Origin of the sequence: Nitrospina watsonii (assembly GCF_946900835.1) — a bacterium.
Lineage (GTDB): Bacteria > Nitrospinota > Nitrospinia > Nitrospinales > Nitrospinaceae > Nitrospina > Nitrospina watsonii.
In genome coordinates, this window is sequence record NZ_OX336137.1 from 32,977 (window position 1) to 52,910 (window position 19,934).

Genomic DNA, 19,934 nt, shown 5'->3' on the forward strand with positions numbered 1-19,934 from the left:
GTTCGGGTGGGGTTGCTTTTGTTTTGCTCTGAAAGGAATGGAGCTCCAAAACCTCCCCTCAGTCCCCTCCGTGGTAAGGAGGGGAAGAAAATTTTTTGTGGTTTCCGGGTTATCCATGTCCATCTGTGGTTCCGGCTAATTTTAGAAATGCGCCCACCGGCCAGGGCCCGGTCATGAACGCATTAGCTCGTTTGCCGCGGGCCACGCCCGCCCGGGTCCCTTAACGGGACCCGGGCGGGATGCTACTGCGTTAACGATTACCGAGTCAGGTTCACGGTTTCCGTGAGCAGGTCGTCGGTGGTGGTGATGATGCGGGCGCTGGCCTGAAACGCCTGCTGGGTTTTGATCATGGTGACGAACTCCTGCGCCAGATCGACGTTGGAGAGTTCCAGCGTGCTGCCTAGAACCGAGCCGAACCCGCCTGTGTTCGGAGCGGCAATGACCGGTTGGCCAGAAAGCCCGGACTCCGCAAACAGGTTCTGCCCAGTGCGGGTCAACCCGGTTGGCGCCAGAAAGTCCGCCAGCGCCACCTGGAACAGCGACTCCGACTGGCCGTTGCTGAACAGGCCGTTGATGGTGCCGTCGTTGGCCACGCTCAGTCCGGTCAAAATACCGGTCGGGAAACCGTTCTGCACCACCGAGTTGGTGTTGGATGCGGCGGCAAACCCGGTCACCTTGCCGTTGGAATTACCAGCTGCATTAGCCAGATCCCAAGTGACAGTTTGGCCGGATGCTGCGGGTGACGCGAAATCCAGCGTTAAAGTCAAGTCTCCCACACCAATAGAAGCCGCAGACTGATCTAGGATGTCCGTTAGATTACCACTGGTATCGAAAATCAACGAACCACTATTGTTGGGGGTTGCGGGATTCACGGTACCGTTACCCGCAGGTAGAGATACCGTGTAATCCCAGCGGCCAGCCACAGGCTTTTTCGTAAACGTAATACTCGCAATCACCTGTTCGCCAACGGAATTGACCAGAGATACCGGAGAGGTGAACGTTGTGGTTGAATCTGGATTGGTATCATCTGCGGCCGCGGCATTCAAATTCGCGCCCAGAGTGAACTGGGTGCTCGGATTGGGTGCCGATTGCACGCCTGCGAGATCCACACTTTCCAGCGTGGTGCCCACCGTGCCGCCGGTGATGCGGAATCCCTGAAGCGCGTTGCCGCCGATATCCGCCACGACACCGTTGTCATTAATCCGGAACTGGCCGGCGCGGGTGTAGAAATTGCCCTGACCGTTGTTGACGACGAAGAAGCCCTGTCCGTCGATCGCCATATCCAGAGCGTTGGTGCTGTTTTCAATCGCACCCTGCGAAAAATCCTGCAACGATCCGACAAACTGCGTGCCCTGCCCGATCTGGGAGGTGACGGACCCGTTGTTCAAAATGGTACTGAACAGATCACCGAACACGCTCCGGCTGCTTTTGAAACCGACGGTGTTGGTGTTGGAAATATTGTCACCGATGACGTTCATGGCCTGGGAGTTGCTGCGCAGGCCGGAGACACCGGAGAACAGGGATCCAATGAGTGACATGACGATTCTCCTTAGAGATTTTTATTAGAGCGAAACTCTTGAAATACTGTCAGACGAAATTTTTTGACCGTTCACGATGGCGTAGGTGCCGTCCTCTTCAAACAGGACTTCGGACACGGAACCTTTAGTGAACGTCTGCGAGTCCACAGAATTGCCGGAAGGATCGATCGCTTTCACAGTGAAGGTGTAATTGCCCGGGTTCACGGCGTTGCCGGACTGGTCCAGCCCATCCCAGAGGGCGGTGTTGTTGCCTTCGCCGCCGGTGCCGCTGAGGGTGCGCACCAACTGGCCGAGGGCGTCGTAGACATCCACGGTCACGGTGTCGGCGTGACCCGTCAACGCGTAGTTCAGGTTGTGTGTCTGTTCCGCTTCATGCGCCACGCTGTTGCCCTGCACGTCCACCTGCTTGCCGATCATGTTGATCATGGAAGAGTTGGTGGCTGCCTGTTGTGAGTCGATCAACTTTTGAATGTTGGTATTGACGTTGGTCATCTGTTCCAGCGCACTGAACTGGGCCAACTGCGCGCTGAACTCCTGGCCGTCCATCGGGTTCAGCGGATTCTGGTTGCTGAGCTGGGCGATCATGAGTTTCATGAAGTCATCTTTGCCCAGCGTGTTCTGGGCGCTGGTGGGCGCGGTGGATTTGTTCGTTTCCGCGTGCGGGAGAATGCCTTCCAACATGGCCGAAGCCTCCTATGTTATGCGAATAAACTGATCGTTTGCGACTCGCTGAAAAACCGGGGCTGTGTGAAGATAGTTTCTTCCACGGCTTCGTGCGATTCGATGTTGTCCGCCGTTTCAAACGGACGGAATGCATGCACGCCTTCCTGCCGTTGGTGAGGCGACTGTCCCTGATTGTTACCGCCGACGAGTACGGTGAAGGTGTCCACTTTCATGCCCTGGCTGTGCATGCTGTCTTTCAACTGAGCTAGGCTGTTCTCGATGGCCTGCTTGGCCGCGTGATTTTCCGCCACCAGCGTGGCCCGCACGGTTTCGCCCGCGGATGAAACATTCAGGCGCACGGTGCCGAGCGAAGGCGGATCGAGTTTGACATGCACTTCCCGATGATTGCCGAAATTGCGGAACGTCACTTTTTCGATGATCTGGGTAGCGACCGGTTTTTCGACGCCGCCACGCGCGCTGTACGTTTCCGCCAGCATCGGTTTGAAGCCGGTGCTGGCTTTTTCAGAAGATGCACCGACGGGGTGCGAGCCCGGCGTGGTGGGTGTGCCTTCGCCCCCGGTGGACACGTTTTGGACCGTCGGGTTGGGCGCGGACCCCGTCTGCGCGGTGGTCATGGCGGGTTTCGGATTCACGGCCGCTGTGGCCGCAGCTTGCACGGGGTTCGGGGTTTGGGCCTTGCCCTCATGCGTCAGGTTGGAGCCGGTCCTGGAATCGGATTTGTCTCCCACCAGTTCGTTGAGGGATTTCCGGTTCGGATCGGTGGCCTGTGTGTCGAGAGTGATTTTGGGTTCGCGCGAAGGCGTGGCCGGCTCGGTTTGCGATTCGGCAATGGGGTGGCCCGCGCCTTTGGTTTTGGAGAGGCTCTGCGCCAGTTGGGCCAGCACGATGCGGCCATCCACCTTGGAATCGGCGCCGCCGGTGCCACGCGCCTGGTCGATGATTTTCTGTGCTTCGGTTTCGGTCAATCCCGCTTTCATCAACGCGTCGATGACTTTCTTTTCGAGAACGGATGCGCCTGCGCTGTTTGCCTGCGCCGTCTGGAGGCTTACGCCGTCTTCCGCACTTTCAGACTGGACGTTCTGGAGCGCCTGCAACAGGCCATGCAAGGCCTGCAGGAAGGAGCCGCCCTGTCCGCCTTCCGCACCGTCGCCGTTCAAGGCGTCGATCAATGAGTCGAGAACATCGGGGTCCAGGTCCATGTCACGCAATCGTTCGATCAACAGATCTTTGGACGCGTTGCCGTTCGGCCCCTGAACCAGGTTCATCAGGGCGAGGTCGGGATTGGTTTTGAGTTCATTGAGTCGTTGCAGGAGCGCATCCAGACCGGCGGGAGCCTGTTCCCCGGTCAACGCAGTGAGATCCGTTCCCGACAAGTCCGCGAGCACCGGGTTCCCTTGCAGGCCTTTGCCGTTTTGCAGCAGCGCCATCAGGGTTTGCAGCGTGGCGGCCTGCGTGCCGCGGTTTTGCGAATCAAACTGCGGTCCCTTCGCCTCATTTCCTGAGGTGTCGGCATGGTAAGCCGATCCGTGCGGCTGGGACTGGGATTGCGTGTTGGAGAAGGCGCCGTGACCCGCGTCCTTTTGAGAGATCGACGGATTTTCCGTAGTGGTGCGGCGCGATTCATGGAACTGGGACGACGGGTGTTGCCGGGTTTCGGTGACGCCCGGTTTTTGCCGTGCTTCGCTTTCTCTGGATGACGTGAATTCCTGTTGGCGTGTTCGGCTGCCGGTGCGGTCAAACGTTTGGGCGCGGTTTCCGGCGTGGTCGGTATGGAAATCATTGCGGGCGGTGCGCGAGTCGTTTCGAATGAACGCATCGAAGTCCGGCGCGCCGGGTTCCTTGCCTCCGGGTTGGAAGCCGGACACGGACGGCTTGGGAACCGCACTCATCAATTGTGAAACGAGATTTTTGTTTTGCGTATCCACACGATTTCCTTTGGTTGATACAAGTCGCAGCTATTTGCTTCCTCCGTGAAAAGCAAAGGGTGTGCCAAAATGGCCGGATGCCAGGAAAAGCCTTTAAATACGGGGGTTGCCGGGGGTGTCGGTGAAAACAGAGGGTGGCACGTGGGCAGGCAAAAGCTGCCCCGGCAGGAAATTTTTACCCGAAACCGGGCATTGCGCCCGAGGGTGTATGCGGTGGGGTTGTAACCAATCCGGGTTGAAACCGGATGGCAGCGCCGGTGCGCTGATATAAAAATGACTGCGGAAGATGATTTATGCTTGTAAAAACAACCCGCTTGCCTTTTCATGAAAAACAAAACATAAACCGAAGTTCCTGCCGTGTCGATCGCGGCACTCACTGAAGATGCTCAATACGCTCACCTCTCTACGCACCCTGTTGTTCGGATTGTTCCTCATCATGCTGGGCAGTGGCCTGCAAGGCACTCTGCTGAGCCTGCGGTCCTCGTTTGAAGGATTCTCCCCGTTGGTAACCGGGTTCATCATGTCCGGCTACTACATCGGTTACCTCATCGGTTCGATGTGGGTCACCAAAATCACACACGAAGTGGGCCACATCCGTGTGTTTGCGGCGATGGCGGCGATCGCGTCCGGCACCATCCTGCTGCATGTGGTGTTTGTGAACCCGGTTGCCTGGCTTTTGTTCCGGGTGGTGACGGGGTTTTGTTTCGTCGGCATTTTCATCATCGTCGAAAGCTGGATCAATCATTTTTCGAGCAATGCGTTGCGCGGAAAAATCCTGGCGGCGTACATGGTGATCCAACTGCTGGGCAGCGGTCTGGGACAGTTGCTGCTCGACGTGGACGATCCGCATGGCTTCACGCTGTTCATTGTGGTGTCGGTGGTCATTTCCATGGCGTCGGTGCCGATCCTGTTGTCGAACACGACGCAGGCACCGGTTGTCAGCCAACCCCCTCAGTTGAAAATGAGGAACCTGTTCAAGTCGGCGCCGCTGGGGATGGTGGGAGCGCTGATGGTGGGGATCGCTTCCGGCGCGTTCTGGGGCGTGGGTGCGGTGTATGCCAGCCAATTGGGTCTTTCGGTTTCCAACATTGGTTTGTTCATGGCGGCGGTCATTTTTGGCGGAATGTTGTTTCAATGGCCGCTGGGCTGGTTGTCCGACCGGGTGCCGAGGCAGAAGGTGATTGCCGGGGTGGCGCTGGCGGCGGCGTTCGTGTCGCTGGCGCTGCTGCTGCTGGGAAATAATGTTTTTTCCACATTTCTGTTTTTGTCCCTGGTATTTGGCGGTTTGTCCCTGCCGTTGTATTCCATCCTGTCCGCGTACACCAACGACCACGTGCCGATGAAAGAAATGATCAAGGCCACCAGCACCTTGATTCTGGTTTATGGCGTGGGCGCCATCATCGGTCCCATCCTGGGCGGTATGATGCTGAGTGCGCTGGGCACGGCCGGTTTTTTCAGCATGCAGGCCATGGTTTTTGTGGTGCTGGGCAGCTATGCCTTCCGGCTGGAAATCGTCGCACCGGAAGAGGTGATGGAGGAAAGCGTGCCGACGGTGCCCTTGCCGTCGCGGCCCTCTCTGGTGTCCGCCGTGGCGGTGGCGGAAACCATGCAGGAAGCTTTGGATACGGACACCTCGACCGGAACCCGGGCGGAAGACGAGATTCCCGATATCGAGCCTGATGATCGGGACACTCCGGGATTGGGTGAGGACGAGGATCGGCCCGACCGCGGCTGAGGGTGCGCCCGCCGGTCAGCGCAGCAGGTGGGACAGTTCGGTGGGGTCCGGAAAATAGGCTTTGGGACAGAGGAAGCGGAATATCTGGACGATCTGCCGGGCGGCGTCCACGGTGTCGTGATGGACGAGGTTCATGCCGCCGATTTTGTCCCGGATCACCACTTCAAAATAGGCTTGGGCGCGCCGCGCTTTTTCTTCTTCCGGCCCGTCTTCGGTCAGGATGTCCGCCAGCGAGCCGACCTCCACCCAGAAACCCGCACACTTTGCACATTGATCGATTTCCAGATTCAGTTTGCGGCTGAACCAGTGCCGGTACAGGATCGTATTGCGGCAGTGCGGGCAGATATGGTGGAGGTCGCGAAACGTGTGGATGCCATCGGCGCGTGGAACGCTCAACAATTCGACGCCCGCTCCGGGAGGGCGTTCCGGCATCCGCTTCAGGCTGTTGCGCTCGATCCAATAGCCACCGCAACCGCCGTCGCAGACATGGAGATCCAGCGCGGCCACGCGGCGCAGGGCGAGCCTGTTTTCACAAGACGGGCATTGCAATGAAGGCGAAGGCGTGTGTGCCATGGGATCGGCTCCCTCTTTACTTTAACGTACCAAAAATCGGTTGTGGCGCAAACGGTACACTCGCGAAAACCCTTTGCGGAGCGGCGGAAGGATGCGTTGGCATCGCACTATCCACCGCATCCGGGCCACGGCATCGGTCGCATCATAACACCTCTACCCTGCCCGGTTGGTTTGGTGTGCGGATATCGGGGGTCCTGCCTTTGCATTTTAATCTTTAAATTTCAAGAGTTTATGGGTAAAATGGGCAGGTTCTCATCTCAATAAATAAAATGGTCTCGACACTGATGGCGATCAAGTCCAAATTGCGGTTGGGTGACATTTTGATTCGGGCTGGGATTATCAATGAATCCCAGTTGCTGGAAGCGTTGGATATCCAGAAAAAGAGCGGAACCCAATTGGGCAAAGTCCTGTTGCAGATGAAGTATATCACCGACAAGGATTTGGTTTACAGCTTGTCGGAGCAAATGGATATCCCGCAGGTGGATCTTGAGAGTACAAAGATCTCCAACGAGGCGATCGATCTGGTCGCAGAAAAGTTTGCGCGCAAGTACATGCTCATCCCCTTCAAGGTGGAAGGCAAGAAGTTGTCGCTGGCCATCACCAATCCGTTCGATCTGTTTGCCATCGATGAAATTGCGGTGAAGACCGGCATGGACGTGCACACCTGGCTGGCCACCGAAACGGAAGTGCATGGCGCCATCGAGGAGTATTACGGGGTGGCGTCTTCCATCCAGGACGTGGTCAATCATCTGGGTGTGGGCGGCAAGAAAAAGAAAGAGGACGAAGAGACGGTCAAGGCGGAAGCGACCGAGGTGGCGGATGCGCCGGTGAAAAAACTGGTGGACCTGGTCCTCCGGCAGGCTCTGGACGATGGCGCCAGCGACATCCACATCGAACCCTATGAAAAAGTTCTGCTCATTCGTAACCGCATCGACGGTGTGTTGTTCGAAGCCAAGCGCATTCCCAAAACCATCGAGTCCGCGTTGATTTCCCGCCTGAAAGTGATGGCGAACATGGACATCGCCGAAACGCGCGCGCCGCAGGATGGCGGGTTTTCGCGCAAGATCGGGGTGAAGTCCATTGAGTTTCGCGTGTCGTCCTGCCCGACCATTTACGGGGAGAACGTGGTCATCCGTCTTCTGGACCGAACCAAATTGTCCCTCACTCTGGACGATCTGGGTTTGATGGGTGATAACCGGGAAAAATTCCAGAAATTATTGCGGCATCCGTATGGCGTCATCCTGGTTACGGGACCGACGGGGAGCGGCAAAACCACGACGCTGTATGCCTCGCTCAGCCAACTCAACACGCCAGATAAAAATATCAAGACGATTGAAGATCCGGTCGAGTACCGTCTGCCGGGGGTGCGTCAGACGCAGGTCAACCCGAAAGCCAATATCACCTTCGCCACCGGATTGCGGTCGCTGATGCGTCAGGATCCGGACATCGTGATGGTCGGTGAAATCCGCGATGCGGAAACCGGCCAGATCGCCATTCAGGCGGCACTGACCGGCCAGCTTGTGTTGAGCACCCTGCATACCAATGACACGGCCAGCACGATTTCCCGTCTTGCCGAATTCGGCATTGAAGCGTTTTTGATGGTGTCGTCGATCGTCGGCATTCTGGCTCAACGCCTGGTGCGCCGTATCTGCGCCGAATGCAGGTTCGAGCGGTCGCCTACGGAAAAAGAAATTGAGATCTTCACCAAACAGGGGTTCGACACCGTTGGCCTGAAGCTGTATCGGGGCGAGGGTTGCAAAAACTGCAAGAACAGCGGGTTCAAGGGCCGGGTCGGGATTTATGAAGTGCTGTTGATCGATGACGTCATTCGCAAGATGATTTTAGATCGCACGGCGCCGATGGATATCCGGGATCGCGCCATGACGACCCAGGGTCTCAAGACACTGCGGCAGGATGGCCTGTCGAAAGTAATTCAGGGTTTCACCACACTGGAAGAGCTCGACCGCATGACGTTTACGGAAGATTCGACGTTTTAACCGGGAGTCCTATGCCTCAATTCCAATACAAGGCGCGCAATCGAATGGGAGCGCTGGTGGCGGGTACGATGAACGCCCCCAACTCGCATGAAGTGGGGGCGGAGTTGACGCGTATGGGGCATTACCCGGTGGCGATCGAATCCGCCGCGCCTGAAAGCAAGCCGGTGATGCAGATCGATCTGCTGGCACGGTTCCAGAAGATCCAAAGCCAGGAGCTGGTCCTCTTCACCCGCCAGATGTCCACGTTGTTCAATGCCGGCATTCCCATCCTGAGCATTCTGCAGGCGTTGGAAGACCAGGTGGACAATGCCCGGTTTAAAGGGGTGATTCACAAGGTCCAGGATGATGTGGGCGACGGGTTGGCGCTGTCCGAGGCGCTGGCCCGGCATTCGGACGTGTTCTCGCCTTTGTACGTCAACATGATCGAGGCCGGGGAAACGGGCGGCATCATGGAAGATGTGCTGGAGCGGCTTGCCGATCTGCTGGAAAAGCAGGATGAGAACGAGGCCAAGGTGCGGGCCGCGTTCCGCTATCCCAAGATCGTCCTCGGTGTCATGGTGCTGGCCATCGCCTTTTTGATGTGGAAAGTGGTGCCGGTATTCATCAATCTGTTTAAGACGATCAAGGTGGAACTGCCGATGCCGACCCAGATCCTGATCGCGGTGCACACCGCGTTTGTGGAGTACTGGTGGATCATGGTTTTTGTGCTGGGCGGCAGCGTTTACATTTTCAAACGGTACACCGCTACGGCGTCCGGGCGGAGGCAGTGGCATTTTTTCAAACTCAAGCTGCCGCTGTTGGGGTCCATCCAATTGCGGTCGTCCATGGCCAAGTTCGCGCGTATTTTCGGCAATCTGCTGCGCAGCGGCGTGCCCATCCTGGTGGCCCTGCAGGTGTCGTCGCGCGTGGTGGACAACGAAGTTTTGTCTGCGGTGCTGCTGGACCTGGTGGTGAACGTGGAAGAAGGCAGGGGCCTGGCTCAACCTCTACGGCAAAGCGGTTGGGTGCCGACCTTGGTGGTGCAGATGGTGGCGGCGGGAGAAAGCTCCGGTTCGCTGGATCTGATGCTGCTCAAGGTGGCCGATTACTACGATCTGGAAGTGGAGCGCAGTATCAAGGCATTGTCAACCTGGTTGGAACCCCTGCTCATTGTGGTCATGGGCGTGCTGGTGTTGTTTCTGGCTTTGTCGATTTTTCTCCCCATGTGGGACATGTCCAAAATGGCGACGCGATGACAAAGAAAGCGGCACTAAACAAAAATCGATGCCAACGCGCCCATGGGGTTCGGACGGAGAACGGTTTCACATTCATCGAACTGGTCATGGTGATCGTCATGGTCGGGCTCTTGGCATCTATTGCCATCCAGCGGATGATCGACATGGCCAAACAGGCCGAAACCACCGCCGAAGGCACGACCATCGAAATCCTGCGGTCCAATTTGCTGAGCGTCATGGGGGAACAAATGCTGGCAGGCAAGCAGGCCTCGTTTCCAGATAACCCGTTTGCCGATCTCAATAAGATTCCAGAAGGGTATGAACCCGGACGAAAAGAAAAACCGACCGGCCAGGATCCGGACGCTAACTTGTGGGTGTATGTCCCCGCAACCGGCAATGAGATTTTGGATCCGGAAGAGGCAGGCACCACGCTCCAGGCATTCGACGTCGCCGGCTACATCTATCATCAGCGTAAAGACGGCAGCGTGTACCGATGGGCCTACGATCAGGGGCGGGGAGCCATCAGTCGCAAATTCCCGGTGCCGGAAAGCGAATTGGAACTCGCTCTGGAAAGGGTTGTGATCTCAGACCAAAAATAGACCGGGAATTGTGCGGTTGATCGAAAATTTCAAGGCCGGTAATATCCGGTAAGTCATAAAAATACTGAAAAAAGCGTGGTTAATGACAAGAAATGTCAGGGCGGGCCATTTTGGGTCGAAATGCACGGAACCTGTACAGACCCTCCACGAAGCTCTGGGTTTGAATAACTATATAAGAATTAACTAGTTATGTGATTTTTTGTGGAGAGCAGGCACGGATTTCGTTTCTGGAAGTGGCCCCGGAAAACCGATATACGTTTACAGAAACCCATGGTTTTCAAAAATAAAAGGTGCGTAACCCTTTATAAATAAAAGTTACTCAAGGTATATAAAGAATCAAGCTGGAATTATTTTTTAAATGGCAGACATTTTGCAATTCTTAGCCTAATCAGGTTGCAGAAACAGTCGGTTTTCCGTTTTGGAGTCCAGCCGGTTTCAGATGGATTCCACAAAATAAGAAAAGAGTGGTTTATCACTTTTTTAACGAGGAGAGGGCGTTATGTTGAAAAACCGAAAAAATGAAAAGGGGTTCACCCTGGTCGAACTCATTCTGGTGATCGTGGTGTTGGGCATCCTGGCTGCTGTGGCCGTTCCGAAATTTCTGGACCTGCAGTCGGCGGCGCAGGATGCGCGGCGAAAAGGTGCGCTCGCCGGATTTCGTGGCGCCATCACCCTGTTGCATGCCCAGTACCTGCTGGACACCACGTCCACCTATGACGCCACGTCGGTATTGGCGCAGACGGACCTGGCGGGTACTAAAACATCGGCTCCCCCTGCGGCAACCGCAACTGCTATCACCATCACCTGGGACGATGACACGGTCAACACGTATACCTACGCGGCGCAGTCTGGATTCAACCCGGGTACGGTGAATTGATCGGCTGAACGTGAACACACTCTCGACCTCGAAGGAGGACCCTGCCCCGGGGCAGGGTTCTCTTTGCATTTTAAATTTTAAAGAAGTCGCGTTGTCGGGCCTGGCATGCCTCATGCTGGGCCTTTTGTATTTTTACGACATGGTGAGCGGCACGCTTGTCTTCGGCGGCGGCGACCTGATCTCCTTTTTCATCCCGTACCGCATGCTGTGGCTGGAGCAGGTGGCCGACTTCACCTTCCCGTTGTGGAACCCGTATATCCTGAGCGGCAACCCGCTGTTCGCCACCCTGCAACCGGCCATCCTGTACCCGCTCAGTCTGTTGTTCATCGCATTGCCTTTTGTGCTGGCGGTGAACTTCACGGTGATCCTGCATTACGTGCTGGCGGGCTGGTTCATGTACCTGCTGGTGCGCGCCCAGCGCTGCGGGCGCGGCGCGGCGGTGGTGGCGGCGCTGATCTTCATGTTCGGCGGCTACCTCGTCACCGTGCGCATTTACCTGTCCACGTTCCTGCCCGTCGCCTGGATTCCGCTGCTGCTGTTGTGCTTTTTCGCCGGGCTGTTGAAACGCGATCTGCGCTGGGCCCTGGCCGCTGCCGCAGTGGGTGCCTGCATGTTTCTGGCTGGCGGCGTGGAGACCTGTTACCAGATGTTCGGCTTGATGACGCTGTTCGCCCTGTTGCCACGCCTCCTGTTTACGGACGCAACCCTGCCGTCCTGGCGCTGGCGGTTGGCATACCTCGGCGTGTTCTTCACCGTGTTCTTCGGTCTCATCGCAGTGCAGTTTCTGCCGACGTATGAACTGTCGCAGCTCACCGAACGCGCCGGTGGATTGCCGCTTGGAGAAGCCGCGCGCTGGGCCATGCAGCCTTACGACCTGCTCCAGTTTTTTCTGCTCGACCCTTATGGGTACCTGAGCCGGGCCGATGAATCCGGCGCCAATCAGGTCTGGCTGCGTTCCCTGTACGTCGGGGCGATTCCGTTTTTACTGGCTTCGCTTGCTATCCTGCGTGGAGGCCTGCGGGCTCGCACCGGGTTGGTGATCTGCGCGCTTTCGTTTCTGGTGGCGATGGGTCCGGCGGGCGGGCTGTACACCCTGTTGCACGGCGTGCTGCCGTTTTTCGATACCTTCCGTTACCCGGTGAAATTCATCCTGCCTGCGGTGCTGATGATCGCGTTGATGGCGGGGTGGGGATGGGATCGGTGTGTCCGCGATGCTCAGGCCAATCCTGAAAGGAGTCGCCGCCGGGCACAGATGTTGATCGGGCTGGCCACCGTCGGCATGGTGGTGTTTGGACTGGTGGATGCTTACGATGCGACCCTGCAAACGTGGATGGCAAACAAGGGTCTTCTTCCGCCCGCGTTCAACGAGCCCCGCATCAATCTGTTCAACCTGAAACGGCTTTGCGTGTTTCTGGCCTTGTTCTGCCTGATGCTGTTTCTCTATCTGCGCGTGCAACGCAAGCGACGCCTTTGGCTGGGTGCGGCATTGGCGGTGCTGGCGCTCGATCTGGTTTTCAGCGGATTCGGCTTTCATCACAAGGTGGCCCGCGCCGATTTCGAGGCCGTGGATGGCTTGACCCGTTTTGTTCAGCAACACGCGGCGACGGATCGCATCTACATCGCCGACAACGCCGAGCGCGCCAAAAATGGCGGCGTCGCCAAAGTGGTGCTGCGCGGCAACCTGATCCAGGGACCCAAGGTGCCGTTGCCCATCCGCACCGTGCCCGGCATCTATCAAGCCGATGGCTGGGCGGTGATGCGCGTCAACCGCTACCTGAAATTCCGCAAAATCCTGCGCGTGCCGCCGTTGGAAGACCGGCTCAACCTGCTCGACCTGGCCAATGTCAAATACATCGTCAGCCGCGACCCGATTGATTCGGATCGACTCAAGCGGCTCGACTTCCACGACCCGGAATATCCCGAGTTAAAAGTGTACGAAAACACCAGCCACTTGCCGCGCGCGTTTCTGGTGGTGCGTTGCCGGGTGATCGAAGGCGAGGATCACATCATCGCCCAACTGCTGGACAAACGTTTCGATTTTTCCCGGCAGGCGATTCTGGAACAGCCGCTGGAGGGCATCGACTGTGACCGCGGGCAACAGGCCGCGGCATCCACGGTTCCCGTTCAAGCCGTGGGCACGGTGACGGACCTCGAACTCGATTACGATACGGTGACTCTCACCGCCACCACGCCGATGGCGCAGGTGCTGGTGTTGTCGGATGCGTATTATCCGGGCTGGACGGTGACGGTGGATGGCGAACCGGCGCCCCTCTACCGGGCGAACCTGGTGTACCGCGCCGTGGTGGTGCCGCCCGGCACGCACCGGCTGCGATTCGAGTACGAACCGGCCAGTGTGCGCGTGGGAGCGGGCATCACGTTTCTCACCATTGTTTTGTGTGCAGGTTTTCTGTTAAAACCTAAACGTCGCCATGCAAAAAACATCCCTGCGCCCACATCCTAAAGAAATCCTCGCGCTCATCACCCTGACGGCGCTCTATGCGGTGACGCGTCTTCATGATTTGACGCGCCTGCCCATGTTCTCCGACGAGGCCATCTACATCCATTGGGCGCAGATCATTCTGAGCGATCCCGACCAACTGCTGATTCCCCTCACCGACGGCAAACAGCCTTTGTTCATGTGGTTGAATGTGGTGACGCTGGCCCTGTTCGAGGACCCGCTGGTGGCGGGACGCATGGTGTCGGTGCTGGCCGGATGGGCGTCGATGTGGGGCGTTTATCTGATCGGGCGCGATCTGTTCCGCCGCCGCGTCGGTGCCGTGGCGGCCCTGCTGTATGCATTGATTCCCTACACGCTGTTCTTCGACCGGCTGGCGCTGACCGACAGCCTGCTCACGGCGTTTGGAGTGTGGTCGCTGCGCTGGGCGCTGCATATTGCGCTGGAAACGCGCGAACCGGTGACCGCGTTCCGCGTGCTCGGCGTGTTGTGGGGGCTGGCGTTGTGGACCAAAGCCAGCGCCCTGTTGCTGCTGCCGGTACCCGTGCTGATTTTTCTGTTCTGGCAGGTGCACAAGCGGCCCGGATTCTGGATGCAACTGGGCGTGGCGGTTGCCATTCCGCTGTTGATGAACCTGTTCATTCATTACCTGGGACCGGCGGTGCGGGTGCCGGGACGGTTGCCATTCCTGCATCACCTCGGCTACTTCATTCCCGTGGAAGACCTCGTGCGTTTTCCGGTCATGATCTGGTTGCGCAACCTGTGGGTGACGCACGAATTTTTTGCGACCTACATGACGGCGCCGCTGGCGGTGCTGTTTGTAGTGGGCCTGGTGCCTTTGATCCGGCACAAGGACCGGCGCGAGCTGGCATTGTGGAGCGCCTTCTTTTTCCCGGCGCTCGGCATCGTGCTGGTGGCGCAGGGGTTTTTTTCACGCTACTTTTTGCCGATGATCCCGGCGGTGCTGTTGATTGTGGCGGTGACGGCGGACCGGCTCGCCGTCTCCATTCCAAAACGACTGCAGGCGCGCGCATCCGGTTCCCCGGCGTTGCAAACCGGGGTGCTGGCGGTGCTGGTGCTGAGCCTGAGCGCCGCTGCGGCTGTGTGGGACGCCAAGCTGTTGCGTGATCCCAAAACCGCGCCGTTGCACGAGCTAGACCGCCTGTTGTACGTGGAGGGCATGAACTCCGGATACGGAGTCAAAGAAGCGGCGCAGTACCTCAAAGCCGAGGCGGCCAAAAACAAGGCGCAACGTGGTTACGAAATGTATTTGATGGTGCCGCCCCTGCCGGGCAACCCGGCGGAAGGCATCAGTGTTTATTTGTTCGGCGATCCCAACGTCATCGTCGTGCCCGCGTTCTGGTGGCCGGAAAAACCTCTGTTGCCGGACAGCAACCACTTCACGCGGCGGCCTTCCATTTACGAACTGTTCCCGCGTGTGCGCCGCCACGCGCATTTGCTGGACTTCGCGTTTTTCATTTATCCCAACACCACCTACCCGCAGGAGCGCTTTCTCCAGGTGAATCCGACCTTCCACAAGGCATGGACCCATCCCAAACCCGACGGCAAACACGCCGTGGACCTGTTCCAGAACTTCACCAAAAAACTCGAGTTGGATTTGCCGACGTTGGGCAGGCGCTAAAGCTTTTGCCGGGCGAGGTCCCGGCGCAGGGATTCGATGCGCTCGCGGTTGACGCCGAGGTCGCTGCGGCCAATGCGCGAGGCCGAGCGGAAGTGCAGGGTTTTTGTTGCGGGATCGATCAAAAATTCGACATCATCGACGAAGCGGAACACGAAGCTGGTGAACTCCGCGTACAGGTAAAGCGGTTCTTGCGTGACGATCTCGACCCGGTCGTGTTGCTGGAGCACTTTCTGGAGCGCTTGCATGACCTGTTCCGGCGCGCCGTCAAAGCTCATCGGCTCCACCCGGTGTTCCGCGTCCTTGGCAAAACTGGACACGCAGTTGGGGGAGTCCGGGCAGGGCGCGAGGCGCTGCTCCGCCACGCCGAGGTGATCCGGCCGCGTGCCCGAACAGGCCAAGACGAAGCAAAGCATGACGCCTGCCGCAAGCCGTTTCCCGATACCGGTCGTCACACTGTTACTATTTGATTTATTGGAGATTGATAAAGGCATAAGGCGGTTTGACAAGCGATGCCGGTTCCCTTACATTGTTAAAAGAACTCATCACGACTCCCGACCAACCGGAAGACGCATGTCACTCGAAGCATGGTACCAGAATACCGATGTGGTGTTGACCAAAAGACTCACCCGCGGGCAGAAAAACGGAGTCCGGTACATCAAGTGCCTGGCGGCGATTCTGATAACCCTGTATCTGGTCACGGTCAGCCTGGGGCTGTTTCTGTTGTTCGCCATCTTGACGGTGGCGGCCGCGTTGATCCTTATGGAGTGGGTGCGGGCCCGGCCGCGCATCCTCCTGAATACCGAGAGCCGCACGGTGCAGATCAACAACACGTTTTTCTTCTGGAGGCGCAAAACGTTTCACGTTCAGCAAATCCAGCGCATCGCTGTGGCCCTTAAGACGGACCCCGGCGGCCGCTACTACAGGCCGCAACTGTTCCTCAAAAACCCTAAGAAACCCACCAGGCCGGAGACGGTCGATTGCTTCGACCTGCGAGACATCGTGGAGTCGCATTACGCGGCGCAGTTGATGGCCACCTTCGCCAAGGTGCGCGCTTACGACATCAAGGGCAACGTCCTGCCGCAGCTCAAGTCGATCATTCCCAACAAATTTCTGCCGGGCGGCAAAAGCGAGGCGGTGCGTCCGGTCCCGGTGCGCTTGGCCAAAAAGAAGCCAACCACCGGCGCCCCCGCCTGAGCGGACACGCCCTCATCCCGAGACGCCTCCTATTCCATCTATTGTCAAACCGCGGAAGGACGTTAGCGGAATGATCAGTGGGCGGTGGCTTTGAGTTCCCCTTTGGTGGACGGTCCTTCCTGCAACAACCGCAAGGCGAAATCCAGTTGCGCGTGCGACCCGAACAAGATGAGTATGTCGCCGGAGGTCACGGTGAACCCCCCCTGTGGGTTCGGTTGCGCCTCCTGGTTGCGCACCACGGCGATCAGGGTCGCCCCGGTTTTTGCTTTGAGGTTCACCTCGTCCAGCGTGCGGCCGTTGACCCAGGACGGGTCGAGCACCTGGAACGAACGGCTGAGCGAGGCCGTCAGGTACGTCGAAAAACTACGCAGACTGTCCATCTCCAGCGACAGGCCGCGCAGCATGCGGTAGCCTTCCAATCGCATCAGTTCCACCTGCTGTTCGATGATGTTTTGCGTCAGGCCGTATTCACGCAGCACCCTGGAAAACATTTCGATCGAGGTTTCGAACTCGGCCGGGATCACCTGATCCGCGCCCGCCTGGATCAGCGAATCGACTTCCGAAGGATGCTGGGTTTTGGCGAGAATGCAGATATCGCGGTTCAGCTGCCGGGCCAGCCGCACCACCTGTTGCATCGCTTTCTGGTCGGGGACGGAGACCACCATGATTTTGGCCTGGCGGATGCCCGCGCGTTGCAGGGTCGAGCGTTGGGTGGCGTCGCCGTAAAACACCATGCACTGTTCCGCCAGCGCACGCTTGATGTGTTCCCCATCGAGATCCACCACGGTGAACGCGATGTGGACTTCCTTGAGCACTTTGGAAAGGTTCTGGCCGATGGTGTCGTAGCCGACGACGACCACATGGTTGTGCACCTGCGAGGCCTTGCTCTGCGAGCCGCTGTCCGCGGCCAGGCCGCCCTTGAACAACCACAGCGACCAGCCGGACGACATCTGGATCAACACCGGCGCCACCAGCATCGTTAAAATGGAAACGATGAGGAACTGCTGGTAGATGTCCGGCGCAAACAGTCCGGTTTCCAATGCCAGCGCCGCCAGGATGAGGGAAAACTCACCGACCTGCGCCAGGCGCACGCTGACGATGAAGCCGATGCGCGGCGCCGTGCCCGCCAGCACCGCCGCGAGAAACGTCATCGCCACCTTCAACGCAATCGCCCCCGCCGCCAGCAGCAGGAACAATCCCGGCTGCGCAAAAAACAGATCGACATGCATCAACATGCCGATCGAGGTGAAGAACACGCTGACGAAGTATTCCTTGAGGGGCAGGATGTCGAGAATGATCTGGTGGTTGTATTCCGTCTCGGAGAGGATCAGTCCGGCAATGAACGCGCCCATGGCCAGGGTCAGGCCGATCTGGTCGGACACCCAGCCGGTGCCGAGGATGATGAAGATGACGAACAGAGTCATGTGTTCGCGGCTGCCGACCTGCACGATTTTCTTGAGCACGCGCGGCACAATCAAACGCGACAAAAAGAACACGCCGCCGACGGCGCCGATGGCTTTGACGAAGGCCCACAGGAAACTCCATCCCGAAATGGTGTCGGTCTGCGTGAGCAGCGGGATCACCAGCATCAGCGGCACCACGCACACATCCTGAAACAGCAGCACGCCGACGCACATGCGCCCGTGCAGCGTGTCCAGCTCCACGCGTTCGGTGAGCATGTTGAGCAGGATGGCGGTGCTGGACAACGCCACCAAAAGCCCCAGCGCCAGGCTCTGATTGGCGGGAAAGGACAGGGCCTGAAACAGAAAGAAGCAGGCCGCCGCCGTCAGTCCCAATTGCAAACCGCCGGTGCCCAGAATGCGGCCGAGTTGTTTTATCATCTGGCTCAGCGAAAACTCGAGACCGATGATGAACAGTAAAAGGATGACGCCGATCTCCGCCAGATGCTCGACGGACTCCAACTCGCCGATGAGGGCGAGCCCGTTGGGGCCGATCAACACGCCCGCAATCAGGAAGCCCACCACCGTCGGCAGTTTGAAACGATGAAACAACACCGTGATCGGCAGCGAGACGAGCAGCAGAATGGTGAGGTCTTGTATCAGTTGCCCCATGAATTACCGTGGTCTGGGTTGGGTGGGAGGTGCTTTCGGGAAACGGAATCGCCGACAATTGCCTGTCCGTTTCCCAGTCAATCCATTATACTCATCCGGACTTTTCATGGGAGGAAAAGTCGCACTGAAGAAGGGGGTTCTTTACGTGCAAAACGTTAAAGGAGGATGTGTGGCTTTATGGAAGAGAATATACAATCTTTGCAGACGAGCGGTGATGTTTTATTCATGATGTTGGGGGCGGTGATGGTGTTCGCCATGCACGGCGGCTTCGCGTTTCTGGAAGTGGGCACGGTCCGCAAAAAAAACCAGGTGAACGCGCTGGTGAAAATCATCGTCGATTTTTCGATCTGCACCGTGGTCTATTTCGCGGTCGGTTATGCCATCGCTTATGGCGTGTATTTTTACGATTCGGCGGACGTGCTGGTCGGGGACAAGCAGGGCTACGAACTGGTGCATTTCTTTTTTCTGCTTACGTTCGCGGCGGCGATTCCCGCGATCATCTCCGGCGGCATCGCCGAACGCGCCAAGTTCTGGACGCAGGCGTTGGCGGGTGCGATGTTCGTCGCCTTCGCCTACTCGCTGTTTGAAGGCATGGTGTGGGGGCAGATCTCGTTTCTCGGGCAGGAGGGATCGTGGCTGGCCGGCATCGGCGGCAAACCGTTTCACGATTTCGCAGGCTCGGTGGTGGTGCATTCGATGGGCGGCTGGATCGCGCTGGCCGGGGTCATCGTGCTGGGTCCGCGTATCGGACGCTGGAGTGCGCAGGGCCGCAGCACGCCGATTCCCGTCAGCAACATTCCGTTTCTGGCGCTGGGCAGCTGGATGCTGTGCATCGGCTGGTACGGATTCAATGTCATGTCCGCCGCAACGCTGACGGGCATCACCGGGCTGGTGGCGGTCAATTCCCTGTTCGCCATGGTCGGCGGCATCCTGTTCGCGCTGGTGATCGGCAAGAACGATCCGGGCTTCATCCACAACGGTGCGCTGGCGGGACTGGTCGCCATCTGCGCCGGGTCGGACCAGGTACACCCGATCGGCGCGTTCTTCATCGGCGGCATCGCCTCGATCATTTTCGTGAAGGGGTTCATCTGGGAGCAGGAAAAACTGAAGCTCGACGATGTGCTCGGCGTGTGGCCGCTGCACGGCATCTCCGGCACCTGGGGCGGCATCGCTTGTGGCATCTTCGGTCAGAAGGCGCTGGGCGGGCTGGGCGGCGTCAGTTTCCTGTCGCAGCTGATCGGATCTCTGACTGCCGTGGTTGTGGCGCTGACATTCGGCTTTGCCGTGTACAAGGGGCTCGACGTGCTGTTCGGCATTCGTCTGTCGAAGGAAGACGAGATGCGCGGCTCGGACCTCGCCATCCACCGCATCGAAGCCTATCCCGAAGACGTGATGTCCAAGTACCTATAGCTCCCCTGTGTGGAGAAAC

Annotated in this window: 15 protein-coding genes; 9 read left to right on the forward strand and 6 right to left on the reverse strand. The window is 58.2% G+C overall.

Annotation, left to right across the window (positions count from 1 at the left end; translation table 11 throughout):
* Nucleotides 1–257: 257 nt before the first annotated feature.
* From QML71_RS00185 to QML71_RS00195, 3 genes are read right to left on the reverse strand one after another with little or no spacing between them, the layout of a single operon-like run.
* Nucleotides 258–1,538, reverse strand: a complete 1,281-nt coding sequence (locus QML71_RS00185) for a flagellar hook protein FlgE (RefSeq protein ID WP_282009876.1) — start codon at nt 1,536–1,538, stop codon at nt 258–260.
* Nucleotides 1,539–1,562: 24 nt separating this feature from the next.
* Nucleotides 1,563–2,219, reverse strand: a complete 657-nt coding sequence (locus tag QML71_RS00190; protein WP_282009877.1) for a flagellar hook assembly protein FlgD — start codon at nt 2,217–2,219, stop codon at nt 1,563–1,565.
* Between the two features lie 17 nt (nt 2,220–2,236).
* Nucleotides 2,237–4,147, reverse strand: coding sequence for a flagellar hook-length control protein FliK (locus tag QML71_RS00195; RefSeq protein WP_282009878.1), 1,911 nt, complete (start codon nt 4,145–4,147; stop codon nt 2,237–2,239).
* Nucleotides 4,148–4,529: 382 nt separating this feature from the next.
* Here QML71_RS00195 and QML71_RS00200 point away from each other — a divergent pair, with 382 nt between their 5' ends.
* Nucleotides 4,530–5,882: an MFS transporter gene (locus QML71_RS00200; RefSeq protein WP_282009879.1), complete on the forward strand. Its 1,353-nt coding sequence runs from the start codon at nt 4,530–4,532 to the stop codon at nt 5,880–5,882.
* Nucleotides 5,883–5,897: 15 nt separating this feature from the next.
* Here the strand turns inward: QML71_RS00200 and QML71_RS00205 are convergent, their stop codons facing one another.
* Nucleotides 5,898–6,455 (reverse strand): TFIIB-type zinc ribbon-containing protein, encoded by a 558-nt coding sequence (locus QML71_RS00205; RefSeq protein ID WP_282009880.1) that lies wholly within the window; start codon nt 6,453–6,455, stop codon nt 5,898–5,900.
* Between the two features lie 269 nt (nt 6,456–6,724).
* Between QML71_RS00205 and QML71_RS00210 the strand changes: the two genes are divergently transcribed.
* From QML71_RS00210 to QML71_RS00235, 6 genes are all read left to right on the forward strand, one after another.
* Nucleotides 6,725–8,452 (forward strand): GspE/PulE family protein, encoded by a 1,728-nt coding sequence (locus QML71_RS00210; RefSeq protein WP_282009881.1) that lies wholly within the window; start codon nt 6,725–6,727, stop codon nt 8,450–8,452.
* Nucleotides 8,453–8,463: 11 nt separating this feature from the next.
* Nucleotides 8,464–9,687: a type II secretion system F family protein gene (locus QML71_RS00215; RefSeq protein WP_282009882.1), complete on the forward strand. Its 1,224-nt coding sequence runs from the start codon at nt 8,464–8,466 to the stop codon at nt 9,685–9,687.
* The gene (locus QML71_RS00220) at nt 9,684–10,265 is read left to right on the forward strand and encodes a type II secretion system protein (RefSeq protein ID WP_282009883.1); all 582 of its coding nucleotides are present in this window, start codon (nt 9,684–9,686) and stop codon (nt 10,263–10,265) included. The genes QML71_RS00215 and QML71_RS00220 overlap by 4 nt, the downstream gene beginning before the upstream one ends.
* A gap of 499 nt (nt 10,266–10,764) precedes the next feature.
* On the forward strand, nt 10,765–11,142 hold the full coding sequence (locus tag QML71_RS00225; protein WP_282009884.1) for a type II secretion system protein: 378 nt from the start codon (nt 10,765–10,767) through the stop codon (nt 11,140–11,142).
* Between the two features lie 112 nt (nt 11,143–11,254).
* Nucleotides 11,255–13,603 (forward strand): YfhO family protein, encoded by a 2,349-nt coding sequence (locus tag QML71_RS00230; protein WP_282009885.1) that lies wholly within the window; start codon nt 11,255–11,257, stop codon nt 13,601–13,603.
* On the forward strand, nt 13,572–15,239 hold the full coding sequence (locus QML71_RS00235) for an ArnT family glycosyltransferase (RefSeq protein WP_282009886.1): 1,668 nt from the start codon (nt 13,572–13,574) through the stop codon (nt 15,237–15,239). The genes QML71_RS00230 and QML71_RS00235 overlap by 32 nt, the downstream gene beginning before the upstream one ends.
* On the opposite strand, the gene QML71_RS00240 is transcribed toward QML71_RS00235, so the two are convergent.
* Nucleotides 15,236–15,652: a DUF1499 domain-containing protein gene (locus QML71_RS00240; protein ID WP_282009887.1), complete on the reverse strand. Its 417-nt coding sequence runs from the start codon at nt 15,650–15,652 to the stop codon at nt 15,236–15,238. The genes QML71_RS00235 and QML71_RS00240 overlap by 4 nt on opposite strands.
* 157 nt (nt 15,653–15,809) lie before the next feature.
* Between QML71_RS00240 and QML71_RS00245 the strand changes: the two genes are divergently transcribed.
* Nucleotides 15,810–16,433, forward strand: a complete 624-nt coding sequence (locus QML71_RS00245; RefSeq protein WP_282009888.1) for a hypothetical protein — start codon at nt 15,810–15,812, stop codon at nt 16,431–16,433.
* Nucleotides 16,434–16,507: 74 nt separating this feature from the next.
* Here QML71_RS00245 and QML71_RS00250 read toward each other — a convergent pair whose 3' ends face one another.
* Nucleotides 16,508–18,505 carry a monovalent cation:proton antiporter family protein gene (locus QML71_RS00250; RefSeq protein ID WP_282009889.1) on the reverse strand — a complete coding sequence of 666 codons (1,998 nt, stop codon included), beginning with the start codon at nt 18,503–18,505 and terminating at the stop codon, nt 16,508–16,510.
* A 177-nt stretch (nt 18,506–18,682) separates the two neighbouring features.
* Between QML71_RS00250 and QML71_RS00255 the strand changes: the two genes are divergently transcribed.
* Nucleotides 18,683–19,915: an ammonium transporter gene (locus tag QML71_RS00255; protein WP_282009890.1), complete on the forward strand. Its 1,233-nt coding sequence runs from the start codon at nt 18,683–18,685 to the stop codon at nt 19,913–19,915.
* Nucleotides 19,916–19,934: the final 19 nt, after the last annotated feature.